Here is a 16551-nt window from a genome sequence, read left to right on the forward strand (position 1 = left end):
GATCAGGTCGTGGTCTTGACCTTGATCGTGCCGTCGACGATCTTCTTCTTCGCTTCGTCGATCTTGGCCTGGATGTCCTTGAGGTGGTCACCCGTGGTGGTCAGGCTGACGCCGTCCTCGGCCAGCGAGTAGCTCTGCGTACCGGTGATCGGCTTGCCGTCCTTGACGGACTTCACCAGGTCGTAGACACCGCTGTCGACGTTCTTCACGACCGAAGTCATTATCGTGTCGGCGTACTTCGACAGGGCCGGGTCCTTGGCCTGGTCGGAGTCGACGCCGATGGACCAGGCGCCACTCTTGCCCGCCACTGCCTCGATCGCACCGGCACCGGAGCCGCCCGCAGCGGCGAAGATCACGTCGGCACCCTTGTCGAGCATGCCCTTGGCAGCGGCCTCACCCTTGTCCGGGCTGCCGAAACCGGACAGGTCGGAACCGGTGGACAGGTACTGGATCTGAACCTTGGCCTTCGGGTTCGTCTCCGTGACGCCCTGCTGGAAGCCGGCCGCGAACTTCTTGATCAGCGGAAGGTCGACACCGCCGATGAAGCCGACCTGGCCGTCCTTGGACTTCAGCGCCGCCGCGACACCGGCGAGGTACGACCCCTGCTCCTCGGTGAAGACGATGGAGGACACGTTCTTCGTCTCGGAAACCGAGTCGATCAGGCCGAAGGTGGTGTCGGGGTGAGCCTTGGCCACCTTTTCGAGCGCGGCCTGGTAGGCGAAACCGACGCCGATCACCGGGTTGTAGCCACCCTCGGCGAGCGAGGCGAGGCGCTGCTCACGGTCGGCCGGGGTCTCACCGCTCTTGGCGGTGAGCTCCTTGGTCTCGGCGTCGTACTCGGCCTTGGCCTTGTCCAGGCCACGGGCGGCGGAGTCGTTGAACGAGTTGTCGCCACGGCCGCCGACGTCGTAGGCCATGCCGATCTTCATCTGGTCCTTGTCGGAACCGGTGCTCTCGGTGGACGATTCACCGCACGCGGTAGCGGTGAAGGCGAGAGCCGCGGAAACGGTACACGCTGCAGCGATCTTGGATACGCGGCGCAAGGGAAGGCTCCTTCAAACCTGACCGAAGCGCCTCTTCCGGCGCTGGTTTCGCGGCGATCGTAACGCGCGTAGATGTCAGATAAGGACCCCTACGGAAGCTGTTATCGGATCGTCGCGAACAGGAGGTGTCCTGTCCGGTTACGAGCCGTTACCAGCACGAAACGCGAGGTCGTCAGGACGACGTCCACTCCCCCGCCCCCACGCGGCTCCCGCCCCCACCGAGGCGCGTATCGCGGGCGGCCCGCGACCGGCCCCGGTGCACCGCGCGCACCGGGCGCAGCGGCCGGATCCGCGGCGCCGGGGAACCGCCGGCCGGCCGTCCGCGGCTTCCCGCACGGTCCGGCCGCCGGTCCCGCACGGTCAGGCGTCCAGCAGCGCGGCCGCGGTGAACAGCTCCACCCCGACCGTGATCGCTTCCTCGTCCACGTCGAAGTCGCCCCGGTGCAGGTCCAGGCCACGGGTGTCACCCGGCGCCCTTACGCCGAGCCTGGCCATGGCACCCGGGATCTTCTCCAGGTACCAGGAGAAGTCCTCGCCGCCCAGGCTCTGTTCGGTGTCCTCGATCGCATACGATCCGCGGCGGATGGTCATCGCGGCGTCGAGAAGACCGATCGTCTCGGCCTCGTTCACCACGGGCGGCACCCCTCGGACGTAGTCGATCACCGTCTTGGCCCGGTACATCCCGGCCACCTCGTCGATCGCCGCGTGCACCAGGTCGGGCGCCTGCCGCCAGCTCTCCAGGTCGAGGCACCGGACCGTACCGGACAGCTCGGCGTGCTGCGGGATGACGTTGGGCGCGTGGCCGGTCTGCAACCGTCCCCAGGTGAGCGCGAGGCCGGCCCTTGCGTCGACGCGCCGGGCGAGCAGCGCGGGTACGTCGGTGGCCACCCTGGCCGCGGCGGTGACCAGGTCGGTGGTGAGGTGCGGACGTGCGGTGTGTCCGCCGGGGCCGTCGAGGGAGACCTCCACACGGTCGCAGGCCGACGTGATCGGCCCGATCCGGAGCCCGATCCTGCCCACGTCCACCTTGGGGTCGCAGTGCACCCCGATGATCCGCCCCACCCCTTCCAGCACCCCGGCCGCGACCGCGTCGGCGGCGCCGCCGGGCAGCACCTCCTCGGCGGGCTGGAACAGCAGCCGCACCGGACGGGGCAGCAGCCCCTGGCGGTCCAGGTCGCTCAGGACGAGCCCCGCCCCCAGGACGCAGCTCGTGTGGACGTCGTGCCCGCAGGCGTGCGCCCGGTCGGGCACGGTGGACCGGTAGGAGACCCCCGCCTTGGTGTCCGGAATCGGCAGCGCGTCGATGTCACCCCGGAGCGCCAGCATCGGCGTCACGCCGTCCCACTCCCCCACGTCACACACGAGTCCCGTGCCGCCGGGCAGCACCTGCGGCTCCAGCCCGGCCTTCTCGAGCCTGGCCTTGATGGCCGCGGTGGTGCGGAACTCCTGGTTGCCGAGCTCGGGGTGCATGTGCAGATCACGGCGGAAGGCGATGAGCTCGGCACGGAGGTCGTCGGGCAGGGTGCCGGGCAGGACGGCCTCGGCGTGGGGCGCACGGGACTTCAACTGGTTCACCCAGTCAAGGGTAGGCCCCTGGTACCCACAACTGGCCACAGATCAACAAAAGTTCAGCCGCTTAGAGGAACAAAAGATGGCACTGCGGCGTGTGACGGCCGGCCCCGATGGGTAAACTCACCCATTTTCCGGCATACGCGGTGCCGTCCGACAGGAACGGAGGGGAGCGGCCGAGGATCCGCTTCCGCGCCGCAACCGGGAACTGTTGTTCAGCCGCGCACCGTCGCGACTGTGCGCGGCAAGTCAATCACGCTTGGTCACGGACGCCGAACCTCGACAAGCTCAAGCGTTCGGGCCAGGACGGGCGTTGCGTTCGATTACTCTGCGCGAATGTCATACGTGCGCATGCATAGCGGCTACCGGACAGGCGGCGTGTGGGCCGCGGCAGGGATCTCGTTCGCCGTTCTGTCCGTAGCCTCGGGGATCGCCGCGTTCGGCATGATGGAGTTCGACGAGCAGTGCATGCACGGGCTGGTTCAAGGGCCGGGCAGGCTCATGCGGGTCCGGGACCAGGCGTTTCCGCCGGCCACCGTCTGCGAGTTCCAGGGCGGGGACGTCGCCTCCGTCGGTGGTCGGGACGTGCTGGGCACACTGCTGTGGGGCAGCCTGCTTGTCCTGGTCGTCTGCATGTTCGTGGCCCTGCTCGCGGAGTGTTTCGATCCGCGCCCCGGCGGCCGTCTGGTGATGCCGATGTCCAGGGCCGAGAAGCTCCGCCGTACGGGAACGGCGTTTTCCGCCACCGGCTCCGTGTTCCTCCTGCTGTACGCGCCGGCCGGCTGGAAGCTGCTCGCGGGGCCGTCGTCCGCCTGCTCGACGGGCGCGGACTGGGGGGCGCACGCGCCCAGAACGCTGGAGTACAGCTTCTTCCCCCCTCAGGCGACCTGTCAGTACACCAGCGGGATGACGGAGCGGATGAACCCCGACTTCCTGGCGTCACTGACGGCGCAGTCGGCCGCTCCCGCACTGCTGGCCGGAGTCGGCTTCGCCCTTGCGCTCCGGCGCTGGAGCCGGGACCGAGCGATTCGGCGCGACGCGGACGCAGCGGTCGCCCCCGGCCCCGACCGGCAGGACGCGCACTGATCGCGTCCCCCTTGCACGCGCACCCCTCAGGACACGAGGGTCTGCTCCTCCAGCTCCCTCAGCTTCACCGTGCACAGGCCGCCACGCTCAGCCTCCACACCAGTCACCTCGAGCTGTGTCCCCGGCGAGAGGATGAACTCCTCCTCGCCCGTGAAGGCGGAGAAGCGTCGGATGCCCACCGCCCGGACGGGGGTCACCTCGAAGAGCGTCCGCTTGCCCCGGCCCCCCAGGAACGCCCGGGCGACACCGAGTTCTGACGTGCACGAGGACACGCCCCACCAGGTGACGGTCTTCCCGAGCGGATACTGCGCCCGAAGGTCGAGCGGGACTCCGCGCCACAACGGCTGCTTGTGGGCGGGAAGGTGGGACACCGCGGAGAACAGCAGTCGCAGGTAGGGGAGGTACGGGGCGACCTTCGCCCGGTCCGGGGACCGCAGCACGGCGTTGATCTCCCGGTAGAACGAGGACTCGCAGGTGTAGAGGTGGAGCGCGGCGATGGCATCGGCGGACAGCTCACCGGCCGCCTCGTCCGCACGCCTCTTCCCGAACGCGTGCGACTGCTCGGCATGCCGCTCGATGCCGGCCAGGAGGGATACGACCGGGCCGACGGCGTCCCGGAAGTCCAGGAGCGGGGTGTCGAACACCCCTGTGATGGCCGGCAGGACGAGGCCCTCGTCCTTGACGCCCGCGAGCCGGTCCAGATACAGCTGATGCAGCTCCATGGTCGCCGCCATGAACGCGCCCATGCGTTGCGCGACATCGCCATTCGCGCCGTCCGGCCCTTCCTCGGCGGTGTTCCACCCCTTGCTCGGCAGCCAGTCGATCTCGTCGGCGCCGAGCGACGCGAGTGCGGCGTTGACCGTGCCGAAGTGCTCGCCCTCGCAGAAGATGTCGCCCTGAGCCGCGGGGTTGGGGTGGTCGATGTGCCGGACCTCCACGTCCGGATACTTCTTCTGGAGCCGGAGGACGACGTTCTTCAGGCTCCGCGCATGGGCCCCCCACCAGGCGAAGACGACGTAACGGTCCTCCTCCTCGGCGTTCTGCTTGGCCCTGAGGATCTCCTCGACGATCCGCTCGACGGCCGGGCGCCAGAACCTGGTGTGCCGGTCGGTCGCCATGGCCCCGTCGCTGCTGGCGGTGAGTGCCGCGTTCAGCAACAGCACACCCTGCGTGAGCATCGCCTGGAACCACTCCGGCGGCTGGACGGTGTCCCGCTCCTTCAGGAGCGCGCGTACGTCGGCGATCGGGGTCTTCTTCGGTATGCCGTACTTCCACATCGCCGCCGCCTTGATGATGCAGCGGATGCTTACGACCCGGCCGAACTGACTGTCCTTCCAGTCGTGGAAGGTGTTGTCGAACATGGCGATACCGGTGGCGCTCTCCGGCCGCGGGTAGGGGTTCTGGCCGAAGACGACCACCTTCCACTTGTGCGGCGGGTTGGGCTTGAGCGCCTGGAAGGTCAGCTCGCGTACGGGGACGATCCCCGGTCCGCGTCCCGGGCCGATGAACTCGGCCGCGTCCGCGTGGGACTCGATGACCGGCTTCAACAGCGGAAGCCACGGTTCGCCGCCGCCCTCGAACAGCTCGGCAAGGGCCAGCGGGTCGTTCGGGCCGGGCTGGGCCGGAGTGTTGGCATCGCTCATGGTGAAGGCGCTCCGCGGTGTCGATCCGTGCTGAGGGCGAGGTCATGGGCGAGTCCGGCGCCGTACGCGCCGGGGTCCCGCATGTGACGAGTTGTATCCGTCGCCACTGACAGCGGGTGCCGGCCAACTGCCGCCGCCTCAGGCGTTGTCAGTGGGGCGCTGTAGCGTCTTGACCAGTGGAGGAACCACCTCTCGATCGGAGTGGACGATGACCGGGAACCACTTGCAGCCGCCGCCTGTCCGGGTGGTCCTGACCGACCTCGACGCCGACGTCGTGGAGGCGTGGCGGGCCTCGTTCGCCGACACCCCGGAGGTCGAGATCCGCCAGGGCTCGATCCTCGACGAGGCGGTGGACGCCTGGGTGAATCCCACCAACTCCCGCGGCCGTATGGACGGTGGAGCCGACGCCGCCATCAAGCGGCACCTCGGCGCCGGCATCCAGCTGCGCGTGCAGCGGGCGATCCGGGACGGGTTCGGCGGAAACCTCCCCGTGGGGAGCGCCGTGTGCGTTCCGTCGGGAGCGGTCAACCCGAAGTTCCTCATACCGACACCGACGATGGAAGGGTCCTCTCAGAACGTGAGCGAGACCCTGAATGTGGCCCTGGCCTGCGCCGCGGCGTTCCAGGCGGTCCATGAGCAGAACGAGAAGGCGCCGGGCAGCATCGAGTCGGTGGCGCTGGTCGGCATGGGTGCCCGTACCGGCCGGGTGCCGGCACGCGTGTGCGCCAACCTGATGTGGACGGGCTACACCCTGTTCAACGACCACCGCTTCGAGGGCTACGACGACCTGCGCAGCACGATCGTGGCGCAACTCGACGACCTGGAAGCCGCACCCGCCACGCAACGGGTCCGTATCGACCCGGCCAGGCGCGGCGCGGCCCGCCGCTGACGGAACACACCGGCACCTGCCGAGCCGGCTCCCCCAGGCGTACGGCTGGGTCACTGATCGGGTACGAGCCGAGCAGCACCCGCTCCAGCGGCTTGTCGGAGACGGAGTTCCTGACATGGCCGAGCAGTCCTCGGCAACGATGTCGTAGCAGGCCGCACCATCACTCCGCTCGCTCCGCCCGAGCCGCTTAGGCTGCTGCCGTTGGCCAACGCATGACACTGGGGGTACAGGGCTGATGAGCCATGCGACGGACGTCTTCCAGCCACTCCAGGCAGACGACCCGCCTGTGGTGGCCGGCTATCGGCTCGCCGCGCGGCTTGGCGCCGGTGGCATGGGCCGGGTGTATCTGTCACACACGCAGGGCGGCCGCCCCGTGGCGATCAAGGTCGTGCGCCCGGAGCTGGCCGACGATCCGGACTTCCGGCGGCGGTTCGGCCGGGAGATCAAGGCGGCCCGGCGGGTCCGGGGGGCCTACACCGCCGAGCTGATCGACGCCGACGCCGACGGTGTACCACCGTGGCTGGCCACGCTGTACGTGGCGGGGCCGTCGCTGACGGAGGCGGTGACCCGGCGGGGGCCGCTGCCGGTGCCTGCGCTGCTGTGGCTGATGGCGGGGGTGGCCGAGGCGTTGCAGGCCATCCACGCCGAAGGCATCGTGCACCGGGACCTGAAACCTTCGAACGTGCTGCTGGCGGCCGACGGCCCACGGGTGATCGACTTCGGTATCGCGCTGGCCTCCGACGGGACCTCGTACACGGCGACGGGCGGCACGATCGGCACGCCTCCCTTCATGGCCCCGGAGCAGGCGTCCGGGAATGAGGTCACGGCGGCGACCGACGTCTTCGCGCTCGGACAGACGGCGGCGTTCGCCGCACTGGGCAGGCCGCTCTACGGCGAGGGCTCGGCCGTCAATGTGCTGTACCGGATCGTGCACTCCGAACCCGAACTGTCCCTCCTGCCCGAGTCGCTGCGTCCGCTGTTCGCCCGGTGCCTGGCTGCCGACCCGGCGGAGCGGGCCACACCGGCGGAGGTCGTGGAGTGGTGCCGGAACCGGCTGGGGGCGGACGCCGACGCGGGCGGGGGTCCTGCCGTGTGGCGGGATGCCATCGGGCCGGAGGTCGCGATTCCGGCACCGGTACCCGCGCCGACCCCGGCCTACCCGGGGCCGCCTGTACCCGCGCCGACCCCGGCCTGGCCGCAGTCGCACTTCGGGGGGCCGCAGCCGACGCCGGAACAACGCAAGGTCCGCCGGCGGCGCACAGCACTGATCGCCGCCGCCGTTGTGACAGGGAGCGCGCTGCTGGTGGTGGCACTGGCCTGGTCGGTCATGGACGTGATGGGCCGGATCGGCGACCGGGACACGGCCGGCTCCAGGACGTCCGCGACGGGACCGGCCCCACGGTCGTCGGCATCCGCACCCGGGAGCTCGTCGGACCCCTCCTCCGATGCCTCGGGTGGTGCCTCGGATTCATCAGCGGCCGGAGCCGGTGACGGCGCGTCCGGGGACCCCGCGTCCTCGTCGGACTCGCCCCAGGAGCCGCAGCCGGAGGGGTTCTACTTGGTGCAGCTGGACGCGAGGAACTCGCTGAGCCTCAAGAGCTCCGATCCGGAGGTGAAGGGCGGCAAGGGTGACATCCGCTTCAGTTGTGAGTCGGCCGGCTGCGAACTCGAGTCCGACCGGGCGGTGTTCATGCAGATGTTCGGAGGGCATGGCACAACCCTCGACGAGTGCCGTCTCATGCTCAACAGCGCCGAGAAGCACAGCTGGCAGCTGGACGCGGCGGCGGCCGGCACCGAGATCTGCATGAAGGACGCCGAGGGCAACATCGGGCTGTACGTGATCCAGACGAAGTCGACCGCTCTCCCGGACCTCGCCTTCCTTTCCGGAGACCTGACCGTCTGGCGGAACGCCGCCCGGTAGGGCGGGCACCGGGTCCGGGAACGACGGGGTGCCCGGCCGAGTCGGCACCGGTGCCGTGTGCGGGCCGGTGACGCCCGCCGTGTCAGCCCTCCGTGACCGCCGTGACCCGCCACGGCGCCAGTCGTTGCACGTCCTTGGCCGTCTCCGTGACGCCGCTCAGGAAGCCCTGTGCGCGCGGGGACGCCGTGTCGCGGAGCCATTCCGGCGCTATGTCGCACACCGCGACCTTCACGCCCGTGCCCACCAGGGCCAGTGGGAGGGTGTGGACCACGGTGGACGGGAAGCTCAGGACCGTGTGGCCGATGGGGCCTCTGCGGGCGATGAGTTCCAGGGGCAGGTCAGGGCGGACGATCTCCAGGCCGGTGGCGGATTCCAGGGCGTGGAGCTTGTCCGCGGATTCCCGGCGGTGGGCGAAGTAGCGCGTCGCGCCGTGGGCACGGGCCAGCGAGGCCACCGCCTCCTGGTACGGGACGGGGTCGACCACGCCCGTCTCCACCAGCGAGGTGCCGACCAGGTCGGCGCCCTTGGTGATGAGGGGCGGGCCGAAGCGTTCCCGGGTCCAGGTGAAGGTGTTCGCGGTGACATCGATGCCGTCGGGAGCCTCCACCGGCATCGCGGTGAACACCTCGACCGTGCGGGTCGCCGACGGGGTGAAGCTGCGGCGGGCCGCTGAGGTGACCGGGGCCAGGAGCAGCTCGCGCGGCCCCCCGCTGCCCCGGCGGTGCCAGCGCACCAGGCGTTCGCCGCGTGCCAGTTGGGCGACGAACTCCATGGTGGCGGTGCCGTCGTCGACAACGGTGATCCTTCGGGTGCGGACCAGGCTGAGGAGCAGTTGCACGTACCGGGAGAACGGGTCCCCGATGACGATGCCGTCGGCCTTGCGGATCAGGCCGGTCAGCGCGCGCAGGGCCTTCAGAGGCGCGCCGGTCTCCCCGCGCGCCTCCTGCCAGCGCACGGTGATGCCCTCGTCGCGGGCCAGCTCCGCCATCCTGCGCAGCTGTCCGCGCGACATCGGGTCGACCGGGGGGAGGACGACGATCGTGGTGTCGGGTCCTCCCCGGGTGTGGGTCCACTCCAGGACGTTCAGGAGCTGGACCGGGCTCTCGACGAAGGCGAGGTTCACCGGTCGGCCCGTCAGACCGCGACCGGCTCGGCGGCCGGCGCGTTCTCGCCCTCGGCGACGACGCCCGCGACCCGGCGGAGCTTCTTCATCGGGCCGAGCTCCGACTCGTACACCTTCTTGACACCGTCGCCGAGGGACGCCTCGATGGTTCGGATGTCGCGGACGAGGCGCGTGAGGCCCTGCGGCTCGACGGAGGCGGCCTGGTCGGAGCCCCACATGGCGCGGTCCAGGGTGATGTGACGCTCGACGAACGCGGCGCCCAGGGCCACGGCGGCGAGGGTCGTCTGCAGGCCGGTCTCGTGGCCGCTGTAGCCGATCGGGACGTTCGGGTACTCCTGCTGCAGGGTGTTGATGACGCGCAGGTTGAGCTCCTCGGCCTTCGCCGGGTAGGTCGAGGTGGCGTGGCAGAGCAGGATGTTGTCGCTGCCGAGGACCTCGACCGCGTGACGGATCTGCTTCGGCGTCGACATGCCGGTGGAGAGGATGACGGTGCGGCCGGTGGCGCGCAGCGCGCGGAGCAGCTCGTCGTCCGTGAGGGAGGCGGAGGCGACCTTGTGCGCGGGGACGTCGAACTTCTCGAGGAAGGCGACGGCCTCGGTGTCCCACGGGGAGGCGAACCAGTCGATGCCGCGCTTGGCGCAGTGCTCCGCGATGGCGGTGTACTCGGCCTCGCCGAACTCGACGCGGTGACGGTAGTCGATGTACGTCATCCGGCCCCAGGGGGTGTCGCGCTCGATGTCCCACTGGTCACGCGGGGTGCAGATCTCCGGGGTGCGCTTCTGGAACTTGACCGCGTCGCAGCCGGCTTCGGCGGCCGCGTCGATCAGCGCGAGGGCGTTGTCGAGGTCGCCGTTGTGGTTGATGCCGATCTCGCCGGTGACGTAGACGGGGTGGCCGGGGCCGGCGGTGCGGGTGCCGAACGTGCGCAGGCGGGAGGTGCTGCTCATGGTGGTGCTTCCTTACTTGGTGGGGGTTTTGGGGGTTTCGGTGAGGGTGAGGGTGGGGCCCAGGAGCCAGGCCGCGATCTCGCGGACGGCACCGGAACCGCCGGGATTGGTGGTCACGGCGCGCGCGGCGGCGCGCACCGAGTCGTGGGCGTTCGCCACGGCGACGGGCCAGCCCGCCAGGCCGAAGCACGCCAGGTCGTTGACGTCGTTGCCGACGTAGAGCACGCGGTCGGGAGCGATGGACTGCTCCTCGCACCACTGCTTGAGCGCCAGGTCCTTGCGGTCGATGCCGTGGAGGACGGGGACCTGGAGTTTGCGGGCGCGGGCGGCGACGACCGGGTTCTGTTCCGTGGAGAGGATCAGGACCGGGAGACCGGCCCGGCGCAGGGCGGCGACACCGAGGCCGTCGCCGCGGTGCACGGCGACGATCTCGCGGCCGTCGGAGTCGATGAGGACGCGGTCGTCGGTCTGCGTGCCGTCGAAGTCGAGGACGACTGCGTCGATGTCCGCCCGGGTGGGGAACGGGGAGGGGTCCAGGAGCGGCGCGAGGGCGCGGGCGCGGGCCAGGTCGTGCGGGTCATCGACCTCCAGGGTCCGGGCGGGGTCGGTCCGTACGAGCGCCGTGTGGCCGAAGAAGCGGTGGCGGTGGGTGCGGAAGCCCGCGACGTCCATGGCGTACGCGGCGCCGGTCTCCAGGTAGTCCTGGGGCCGGTCCTGACGGCGGGGGCGTACGGCCTTGTCGTGGTTGACGCCGTAGGTGTCGTCCTCGACGACGCTGCCGTCGCGCCACACGAAGCCGTGGAAGGGGGCCACGGTGACAGCGGTGTCGGCGCCTTCGCGGGCGACCGCTGCGGCGACGCCGTCGATGTCCTCACGTGTGATGAAGGGGCTCGTGCACTGGACCAGGAGCACCACGTCGGCCTTCCGGCCGTGCGCCGTCGCCTCGTAGGCGTGCAGTGCGTGCAGGACCGCGTCCTCGCTGGTCGCCGTGTCACCGGCGATGGCGGCGGGGCGCTGCACGCAGTGCAGCCGGGCGTCCTCCCCCAGTGCCTCGGCCGCGGCCCTGGACGCGGCGGCGATGGCAGGGTCGTCGGTGGTGACGACGACGTCCGTGACCTCGGGCGAGGCGAGGCAGGCGCGGACGGCGCGGGCGACGAGCGGTACGCCGCCGACCTGGGCGAGGTTCTTCGCGGGCACTCCCTTGGATCCGCCGCGGGCGGGGATCACGGCGAGCACGGTGGGGGGCGGGGTCATGGATGCTCCTGAATCGGTGGTCACAGCTCGCCCATCCGCCGGATCACGGGGGCGACCCGCTGGACGCCGTGGCGGTAGGCGCCGCGCGCCGCGTTGCGTACGGTTTCGCGGACCGCGCCCCGGACCCGGCCCGTCTCCCTGGGCGTGACGGCACCCGGCAGCGGGTGTCCGTCGGGGCCCAGGTGGTAGCGGGCGAGGATGCCGGGGAGGTATCCGGGCGCGGTGGCCGGCGTGTAGTAGGGGGCGAGGCGGGGAAGCGGCCCGGAGGCGAGCAGCGCTCCGACCCGGGCGCGGGCGGTGTCGTAGGCCGACCCGTACGTGCCGTCGGCGGCGACGCCCTGGCCCGCGAGCCACTCCTCGTCGGGCTCCGGGCGGAGGCCGCCGTCCAGGTGGTCCCAGGACGTGATCAGCCCTGAGCCGATGAAGTGGTGGTTGCCGAGGGCCTCGCGGACGCCGAGGTCGGAGAGCACGGCGGTCGGGATCCGCCGGTGCAGGGACTCCAGCGCGGCGGTCGAGGACACGGTGACCAGCAGGTCGGTGCGGTCCAGGACCTCGCCCATGTGCCCGTACACCAGGCGGAAGTTGGGCGGCAGGCCGCCGGGGATGCGCTCGGCGAGGCGCTGGTAGGGCAGCTCCTCGATGTGCGTGGTGTGCTCACCCGGCTTGGAGCGCAGCTTCAGCAGCACCTCGCGGCCGGGGTGCAGCCGGGCGTGCTCGACGAGCCGGCGCAGCAGGTACGTACGGTCGGCGCGGGATGCCGGTACTGAGGGCTGGGCGGCGAACACGACGGTGTCGCGTCCCTCCTGCGCCCGGTGCGGCTCCCCGCCGAGGAACGGCAGTGCGGCCTCGGTGACGGACGACGCGTCGGCGCCGACCCCTTCGTACACCGCGCGGAAACGCGCGCCGTCGTGCCGGGAGTTGGCGAGGACGACGTCCGCGCCGTGGCGCAGCAGGAGTCCGTCGGCCAGCTTCTCGTAGACGACCCCGACGTAGCCGGTGACGACGACGGGCCTGCGGGGCAGTTCCAGAGCGGCCAGGCCGTGCAGCATCGCCTGGACCGCGCCGCCCACGAGGGCGAATACGACGACGTCGTACGCCTCGTCCCGCACCGTGTGCAGGAATTCGACGGCCGTCACCTCGCGTACCCGGCCGGCGTCGACCCCGACCTCGCCCACTTCGGCGAGCTGGCGGGGCGTCGGCGTGGCCCGGCCGCGCAGCAGCAGCCCGCTGATCTCGACGGGGCGCTCCGCCGCGCCGGACTCCGGACCCCCGGAGAGGCGGCGCGCGGTGAGCGCGCCCCATTTCCACCGGGTGTCGGAGTCGGCGAGCACGGCTATGCGGAGCGCCGCACGGTCGGCTGCTGGGGTGGCGGCCGGAGAGGCCGCGTCATCGGTACGAGGGGGCACGTCGTAAAAGCTAGGAAGCCATTTCGATCCGCGGCCCAACGCGGTGGCAACAGATGGTTAACAGCCGGTCGACGGTTGGGGATTCGGCTCGGCGGAAGGGGAAATCGGGCTCGAATTCAGGCGGGTTCACTTTTCCGCCGCGCGCCGTTCACTTTCCGTACGGGCAGGGGTCAAGGCAAATGCCGGGGCCGCCCCTAGCGTGATGCGGGTGGTTAAGCTCTCCGTCATCGTGCCGTTCTACAACGTCCAGGCATACGCCCCCGACACCCTCAGAAGCCTGCGGGCCAATACCCGCGAGGACTTCGAGTTCATCCTTGTCGACGACTGCTCCACCGACGGGACGGCCGATCTTCTGCGCCGGGCCCAGGACGGCATCGAGGGGGTGGTCGTGCTCAGACACGAGCGCAACGCCGGTCTCGCCACGGCACGCAACACCGGCCTGGACGCGGCCCGCGGCGAGTACATCGCCTTCCTGGACGGCGACGACTGGCTCGCACCCGGCCACTACGCCCGCCTGCTCGCCCGGACCGAGGCGCTGGGCTGCGCGTTCGTGCGCACGGACCACGTACAGGTCACCGGTACGTCCCGCACGGTGCGCCGCGTCCCGCACGGTCTGCGCGGGGTGGTGAGCGACCCGCGGGACGCGATCCTGCCGGCCGACCGGACGACCTCGGTGGACTACGCGTTCGCCTGGGCGGGGCTGTACCACCGCAGCCTGCTGGACCGGGGACTGCTGCATTTCACCGACGGGCTGCGCACCGCCGAGGACCGGCCGTGGATCTGGCGGCTGCACCGGGAGGCGGAATCCTTCGCGGTCCTGGGAACACTGGGCCATTTCTACCGGCGGGGGGTCGCGTCGTCCCTCACCCAGATCGGCGACGAACGCCAGCTGGATTTCATTCGGGCTTACGACCAGGTGCTGTCCGACACCGCGGCGGACCGCGACGCCGAAACATTGATGCCGAAAGCGGTACGGACGTACTGCGCCGTCATTTCCCACCACATCGGTTCCATCGAGAAATTCGAACCGCCGGTGGCCCGTGCCCTGAAATCACTCGGTGCGGCGGCACTCGGAAGCATGCCCCGCCGCGTACTCGACGACGTCCTGGACTCCATGGACACCGAACGGGCGACCGTACTGCGCAGACTGCGCCGCCGGTCAGCCACCACCGAGGGAGCGGCTGCCGCGTGACCACCCAGATCTTCGTCGCCTCGGACCTCCACGGCACGGCCGTGCTCGCCGCGGCACTCGACTCCGGCTGCTTCGAGGACTCCGGCCGCCGCATCCTGCTGCTCTGTGACACCACGGCGATCCCCGAGGCGGCGGCCCCGGTCGACTCGATGCCCGGGTTCGACCGGCTGCGCACCCGCTTCGACGAGGTGCTCTCCTGGAACGACGCCGTCTTCCCCCTGCACCCGGGCGCGTGGACTCCCCGCGCCGACGACGTGCCCCTGTGGGAACGCCACCTGCGCCGCGCGTGGGAGCTGGGGGACGAGGAGGTGGAGCTGGCTCTGGAATCGCCGCACACCGCGCCTGCCCTGGCGGTCGCCCAGATCTTCACCGGCGGGCCGGTGTCCGTGTACACGGACGGCCTGACCGGCTACGGCCCGACCGGAGGGAAGCTCCCGCCCCTGATCGGCACCCGGATCCGGCAGCTCCTCCACCCGGACCTGCTCCCCGGCCTCGAACCGCTGCTGCTGGGCGAATTCGGCGTGGCGCCCCGCGCGCTGCCGACCCCGGCCCTGCTCAAGGTCTTCGGCGAACTTGCGGACGCCACACCGGAGTTCGACGCGCCTGAAGGAGTGGCGCTCCTGCTGCTCCCCGAGTCGGGGACGCTCCCCGCCGCCGAGGAGGCGGAGCTCCACCTGCGGATGATCCGCGGCACGGCCGCCCGCGGCCATACCCACCTCGTCGTGCGGCCCCATCCCGGCGGCCCCGTGCCCTCCGTGCCGGACCTGCGGGCGGAGGCCGGGCGCCTCGGCGTGGAACTGACGGTGGCGGACTCCGGCCTGCCCGGCACGCCGGTCCTGGCCGAGGTCCTCTACGAGCGGTTGCGTCCCGCGCTCGTCGTCGGCTGCGCCTCGACGGCTCTGCTCACCGCCACCGCGCACTACGGCCTGCCGGTGGCCAGGACCGGGACCGGGGCCCTCCTGGAGCGGCTCGCCCCGTACGAGAACCCGGCGAGGATCCCGGTCACGATCGTCGACGCCCTGCTGCCCGACCTGGCCGATCCCGCAGCCGTATCGGGCTGGTCGCCCCCGACCGGGGCCTCGGTGGCGGAGGCCCTCGGCGGCCTGCTGCCGGCGGTCGCCTTCGCCATGCAGCCACGCGTCCGCCCGGACCTCCGCCCGGCCGCCGAGCGCTACCTCTCCGACGGCCTGAACTCCCGGACCTGGCGCTACTTCAAACGCCGGCGGCTCGGCTCACTGGCCCTCCCCGGCGTCGTCCCCGCGCGCCTCGCCTTCGTCCGCAGGAATGCCGCACTGCGCAGGCTCGCGCGCCGCGCCCGCGCCCTCAAGCGCCGCTGACCGCTGGGGCCGGCCCCTGGGCTCAGCCGTGGGCTCAGCCCAGCAGCCTTGTCAGGCCGAGGCGGGTCCACAGCATGGCCGCACCGAAGGAGACGGCCGTCGTGGCCGCTGTGACGGCGACAGCGAGGGCCGCCGCCACCGGCAGGGTGAGGTCGGCGTCCACCATCGCGTCGGTGAGGACGCCCAGCACCAGCACATGGATCATGTACGCGCCGAACGAGGCGCCCGCCAGCCGGGTCAGGGCGGGCCGCAGACGGTCGGGGACACGCAGCCGGTGCAGCGAGAGCAGTACGCCGGCGCTGAACAGGGCCACCAGGATGCTCGCGTACGGGATCGCGTAGTGCACCTCGTGCTGGTACGCGATGACCGCGGCCAGGAAAACGCCCGCCGGGAGCAGCCACCACAGGCTCCGCCTGCCGAACGTCCCGGCGGGCAGCGCGAGTATCAGGGCGCCGAGGACCGCGTAGATCAGCTGGTACGGGCCGAAGCCCCACCCGAAGCGCGGCAGGTCCAGGTCCGTGACCTGGGACAGGTCGCCGAACAGCGTCGGAGCTGCCCCCAGCAGGAGGAGCGCGACGCCCAGGCCCCAGGGACGCTTGCCCGACTTCACCAGGGCGGCGAAGGCCAGGAGCAGGATCACGGGGATGTAGGCGTACAGGTACCAGAGGTGGTAGGCCGGGCGCACCGAGGCGAACAGCGCGTCGAGCGCCAGCTCTCCGGCCGGCGCGTCGTTGGTGCCGCGCAGCCGCCCCCATGCGACGTAGAGCACCGTCCATACGGCGAGCGGCACCACGATCCGTACGATCCGCTGGCGGAGCTGACGGCCGTCCCGGACCGGGGCTCCGACGAGGACGACCCATCCGGCGATCGCGAAGAACAGCGGTACGGCGAAGCGGCCCGCGGAGTCCGCCACCAGGCCCGCCCAGTAGGTGCCGGGGCCGTTCGCGGCCTCACGGCCCGCCGTGTTCACGAACGCGGAGCCCGTGTGGCAGAGGATCACGCCGACCGAGCAGAGCAGCCGGATCAGATCGATGTCGTACCGGTGTTCGCGGTGCGGGCGGGGTTCGGGGGCGGGCTGCGGGGACTGCGCGGGGACAGGTGAGCCGGCCTGGGAGACAGAGGAAGGCATGGTCATCGAAGG

General features: G+C 71.2%; 13 protein-coding genes. 5 read left to right on the forward strand and 8 right to left on the reverse strand.

Annotation, left to right across the window (positions count from 1 at the left end; translation table 11 throughout):
- Window positions 1-2: 2 nt before the first annotated feature.
- Window positions 3-1043 carry a BMP family lipoprotein gene (locus tag ACFWFI_RS18825; RefSeq protein ID WP_387391218.1) on the reverse strand — a complete coding sequence of 347 codons (1041 nt, stop codon included), beginning with the start codon at window positions 1041-1043 and terminating at the stop codon, window positions 3-5.
- 360 nt (window positions 1044-1403) lie between these two features.
- A complete protein-coding gene (locus tag ACFWFI_RS18830) occupies window positions 1404-2618 on the reverse strand; it encodes an amidohydrolase (RefSeq protein WP_387391221.1) in 1215 nt (404 codons plus the stop codon).
- A gap of 330 nt (window positions 2619-2948) precedes the next feature.
- Here ACFWFI_RS18830 and ACFWFI_RS18835 point away from each other — a divergent pair, with 330 nt between their 5' ends.
- Window positions 2949-3698, forward strand: coding sequence for a hypothetical protein (locus tag ACFWFI_RS18835; RefSeq protein ID WP_387391223.1), 750 nt, complete (start codon window positions 2949-2951; stop codon window positions 3696-3698).
- Between the two features lie 26 nt (window positions 3699-3724).
- On the opposite strand, the gene ACFWFI_RS18840 is transcribed toward ACFWFI_RS18835, so the two are convergent.
- Window positions 3725-5341 (reverse strand): ADP-ribosyltransferase domain-containing protein, encoded by a 1617-nt coding sequence (locus tag ACFWFI_RS18840; RefSeq protein ID WP_387391226.1) that lies wholly within the window; start codon window positions 5339-5341, stop codon window positions 3725-3727.
- A gap of 208 nt (window positions 5342-5549) precedes the next feature.
- Here ACFWFI_RS18840 and ACFWFI_RS18845 point away from each other — a divergent pair, with 208 nt between their 5' ends.
- Together ACFWFI_RS18845 and ACFWFI_RS18850 are read left to right on the forward strand one after the other, a co-directional pair.
- Window positions 5550-6230, forward strand: a complete 681-nt coding sequence (locus ACFWFI_RS18845) for a macro domain-containing protein (RefSeq protein ID WP_387391229.1) — start codon at window positions 5550-5552, stop codon at window positions 6228-6230.
- Between the two features lie 235 nt (window positions 6231-6465).
- Window positions 6466-8151 carry a serine/threonine-protein kinase gene (locus tag ACFWFI_RS18850; protein ID WP_387391232.1) on the forward strand — a complete coding sequence of 562 codons (1686 nt, stop codon included), beginning with the start codon at window positions 6466-6468 and terminating at the stop codon, window positions 8149-8151.
- An 82-nt stretch (window positions 8152-8233) separates the two neighbouring features.
- On the opposite strand, the gene ACFWFI_RS18855 is transcribed toward ACFWFI_RS18850, so the two are convergent.
- The 4 genes from ACFWFI_RS18855 to ACFWFI_RS18870 are packed head-to-tail and all read right to left on the reverse strand — an operon-like array spanning window position 8234 to window position 12881.
- On the reverse strand, window positions 8234-9274 hold the full coding sequence (locus ACFWFI_RS18855) for a hypothetical protein (RefSeq protein WP_387391235.1): 1041 nt from the start codon (window positions 9272-9274) through the stop codon (window positions 8234-8236).
- Window positions 9275-9285: 11 nt separating this feature from the next.
- Window positions 9286-10221: an N-acetylneuraminate synthase family protein gene (locus tag ACFWFI_RS18860; RefSeq protein WP_387391237.1), complete on the reverse strand. Its 936-nt coding sequence runs from the start codon at window positions 10219-10221 to the stop codon at window positions 9286-9288.
- Window positions 10222-10233: 12 nt separating this feature from the next.
- A complete protein-coding gene (locus ACFWFI_RS18865; RefSeq protein ID WP_387391240.1) occupies window positions 10234-11475 on the reverse strand; it encodes a cytidylyltransferase domain-containing protein in 1242 nt (413 codons plus the stop codon).
- A 20-nt stretch (window positions 11476-11495) separates the two neighbouring features.
- A complete protein-coding gene (locus ACFWFI_RS18870; protein WP_387391243.1) occupies window positions 11496-12881 on the reverse strand; it encodes a DUF6716 putative glycosyltransferase in 1386 nt (461 codons plus the stop codon).
- Window positions 12882-13089: 208 nt separating this feature from the next.
- Here ACFWFI_RS18870 and ACFWFI_RS18875 point away from each other — a divergent pair, with 208 nt between their 5' ends.
- Together ACFWFI_RS18875 and ACFWFI_RS18880 are read left to right on the forward strand one after the other, a co-directional pair.
- Complete coding sequence (locus tag ACFWFI_RS18875) at window positions 13090-14073, forward strand: glycosyltransferase family 2 protein (RefSeq protein ID WP_387391246.1); 984 nt, start codon at window positions 13090-13092, stop codon at window positions 14071-14073.
- Window positions 14070-15410, forward strand: a complete 1341-nt coding sequence (locus ACFWFI_RS18880; protein ID WP_387391248.1) for a polysialyltransferase family glycosyltransferase — start codon at window positions 14070-14072, stop codon at window positions 15408-15410. Before ACFWFI_RS18875 ends, ACFWFI_RS18880 begins: the two co-directional genes overlap by 4 nt.
- Before the next feature lie 34 nt (window positions 15411-15444).
- On the opposite strand, the gene ACFWFI_RS18885 is transcribed toward ACFWFI_RS18880, so the two are convergent.
- Window positions 15445-16545 (reverse strand): acyltransferase, encoded by a 1101-nt coding sequence (locus ACFWFI_RS18885; protein ID WP_387391251.1) that lies wholly within the window; start codon window positions 16543-16545, stop codon window positions 15445-15447.
- Window positions 16546-16551 lie beyond the last annotated feature (6 nt).

Source organism: Streptomyces sp. NPDC060209 (genome assembly GCF_042728155.1).
Taxonomy (GTDB): Bacteria; Actinomycetota; Actinomycetes; order Streptomycetales; family Streptomycetaceae; genus Streptomyces.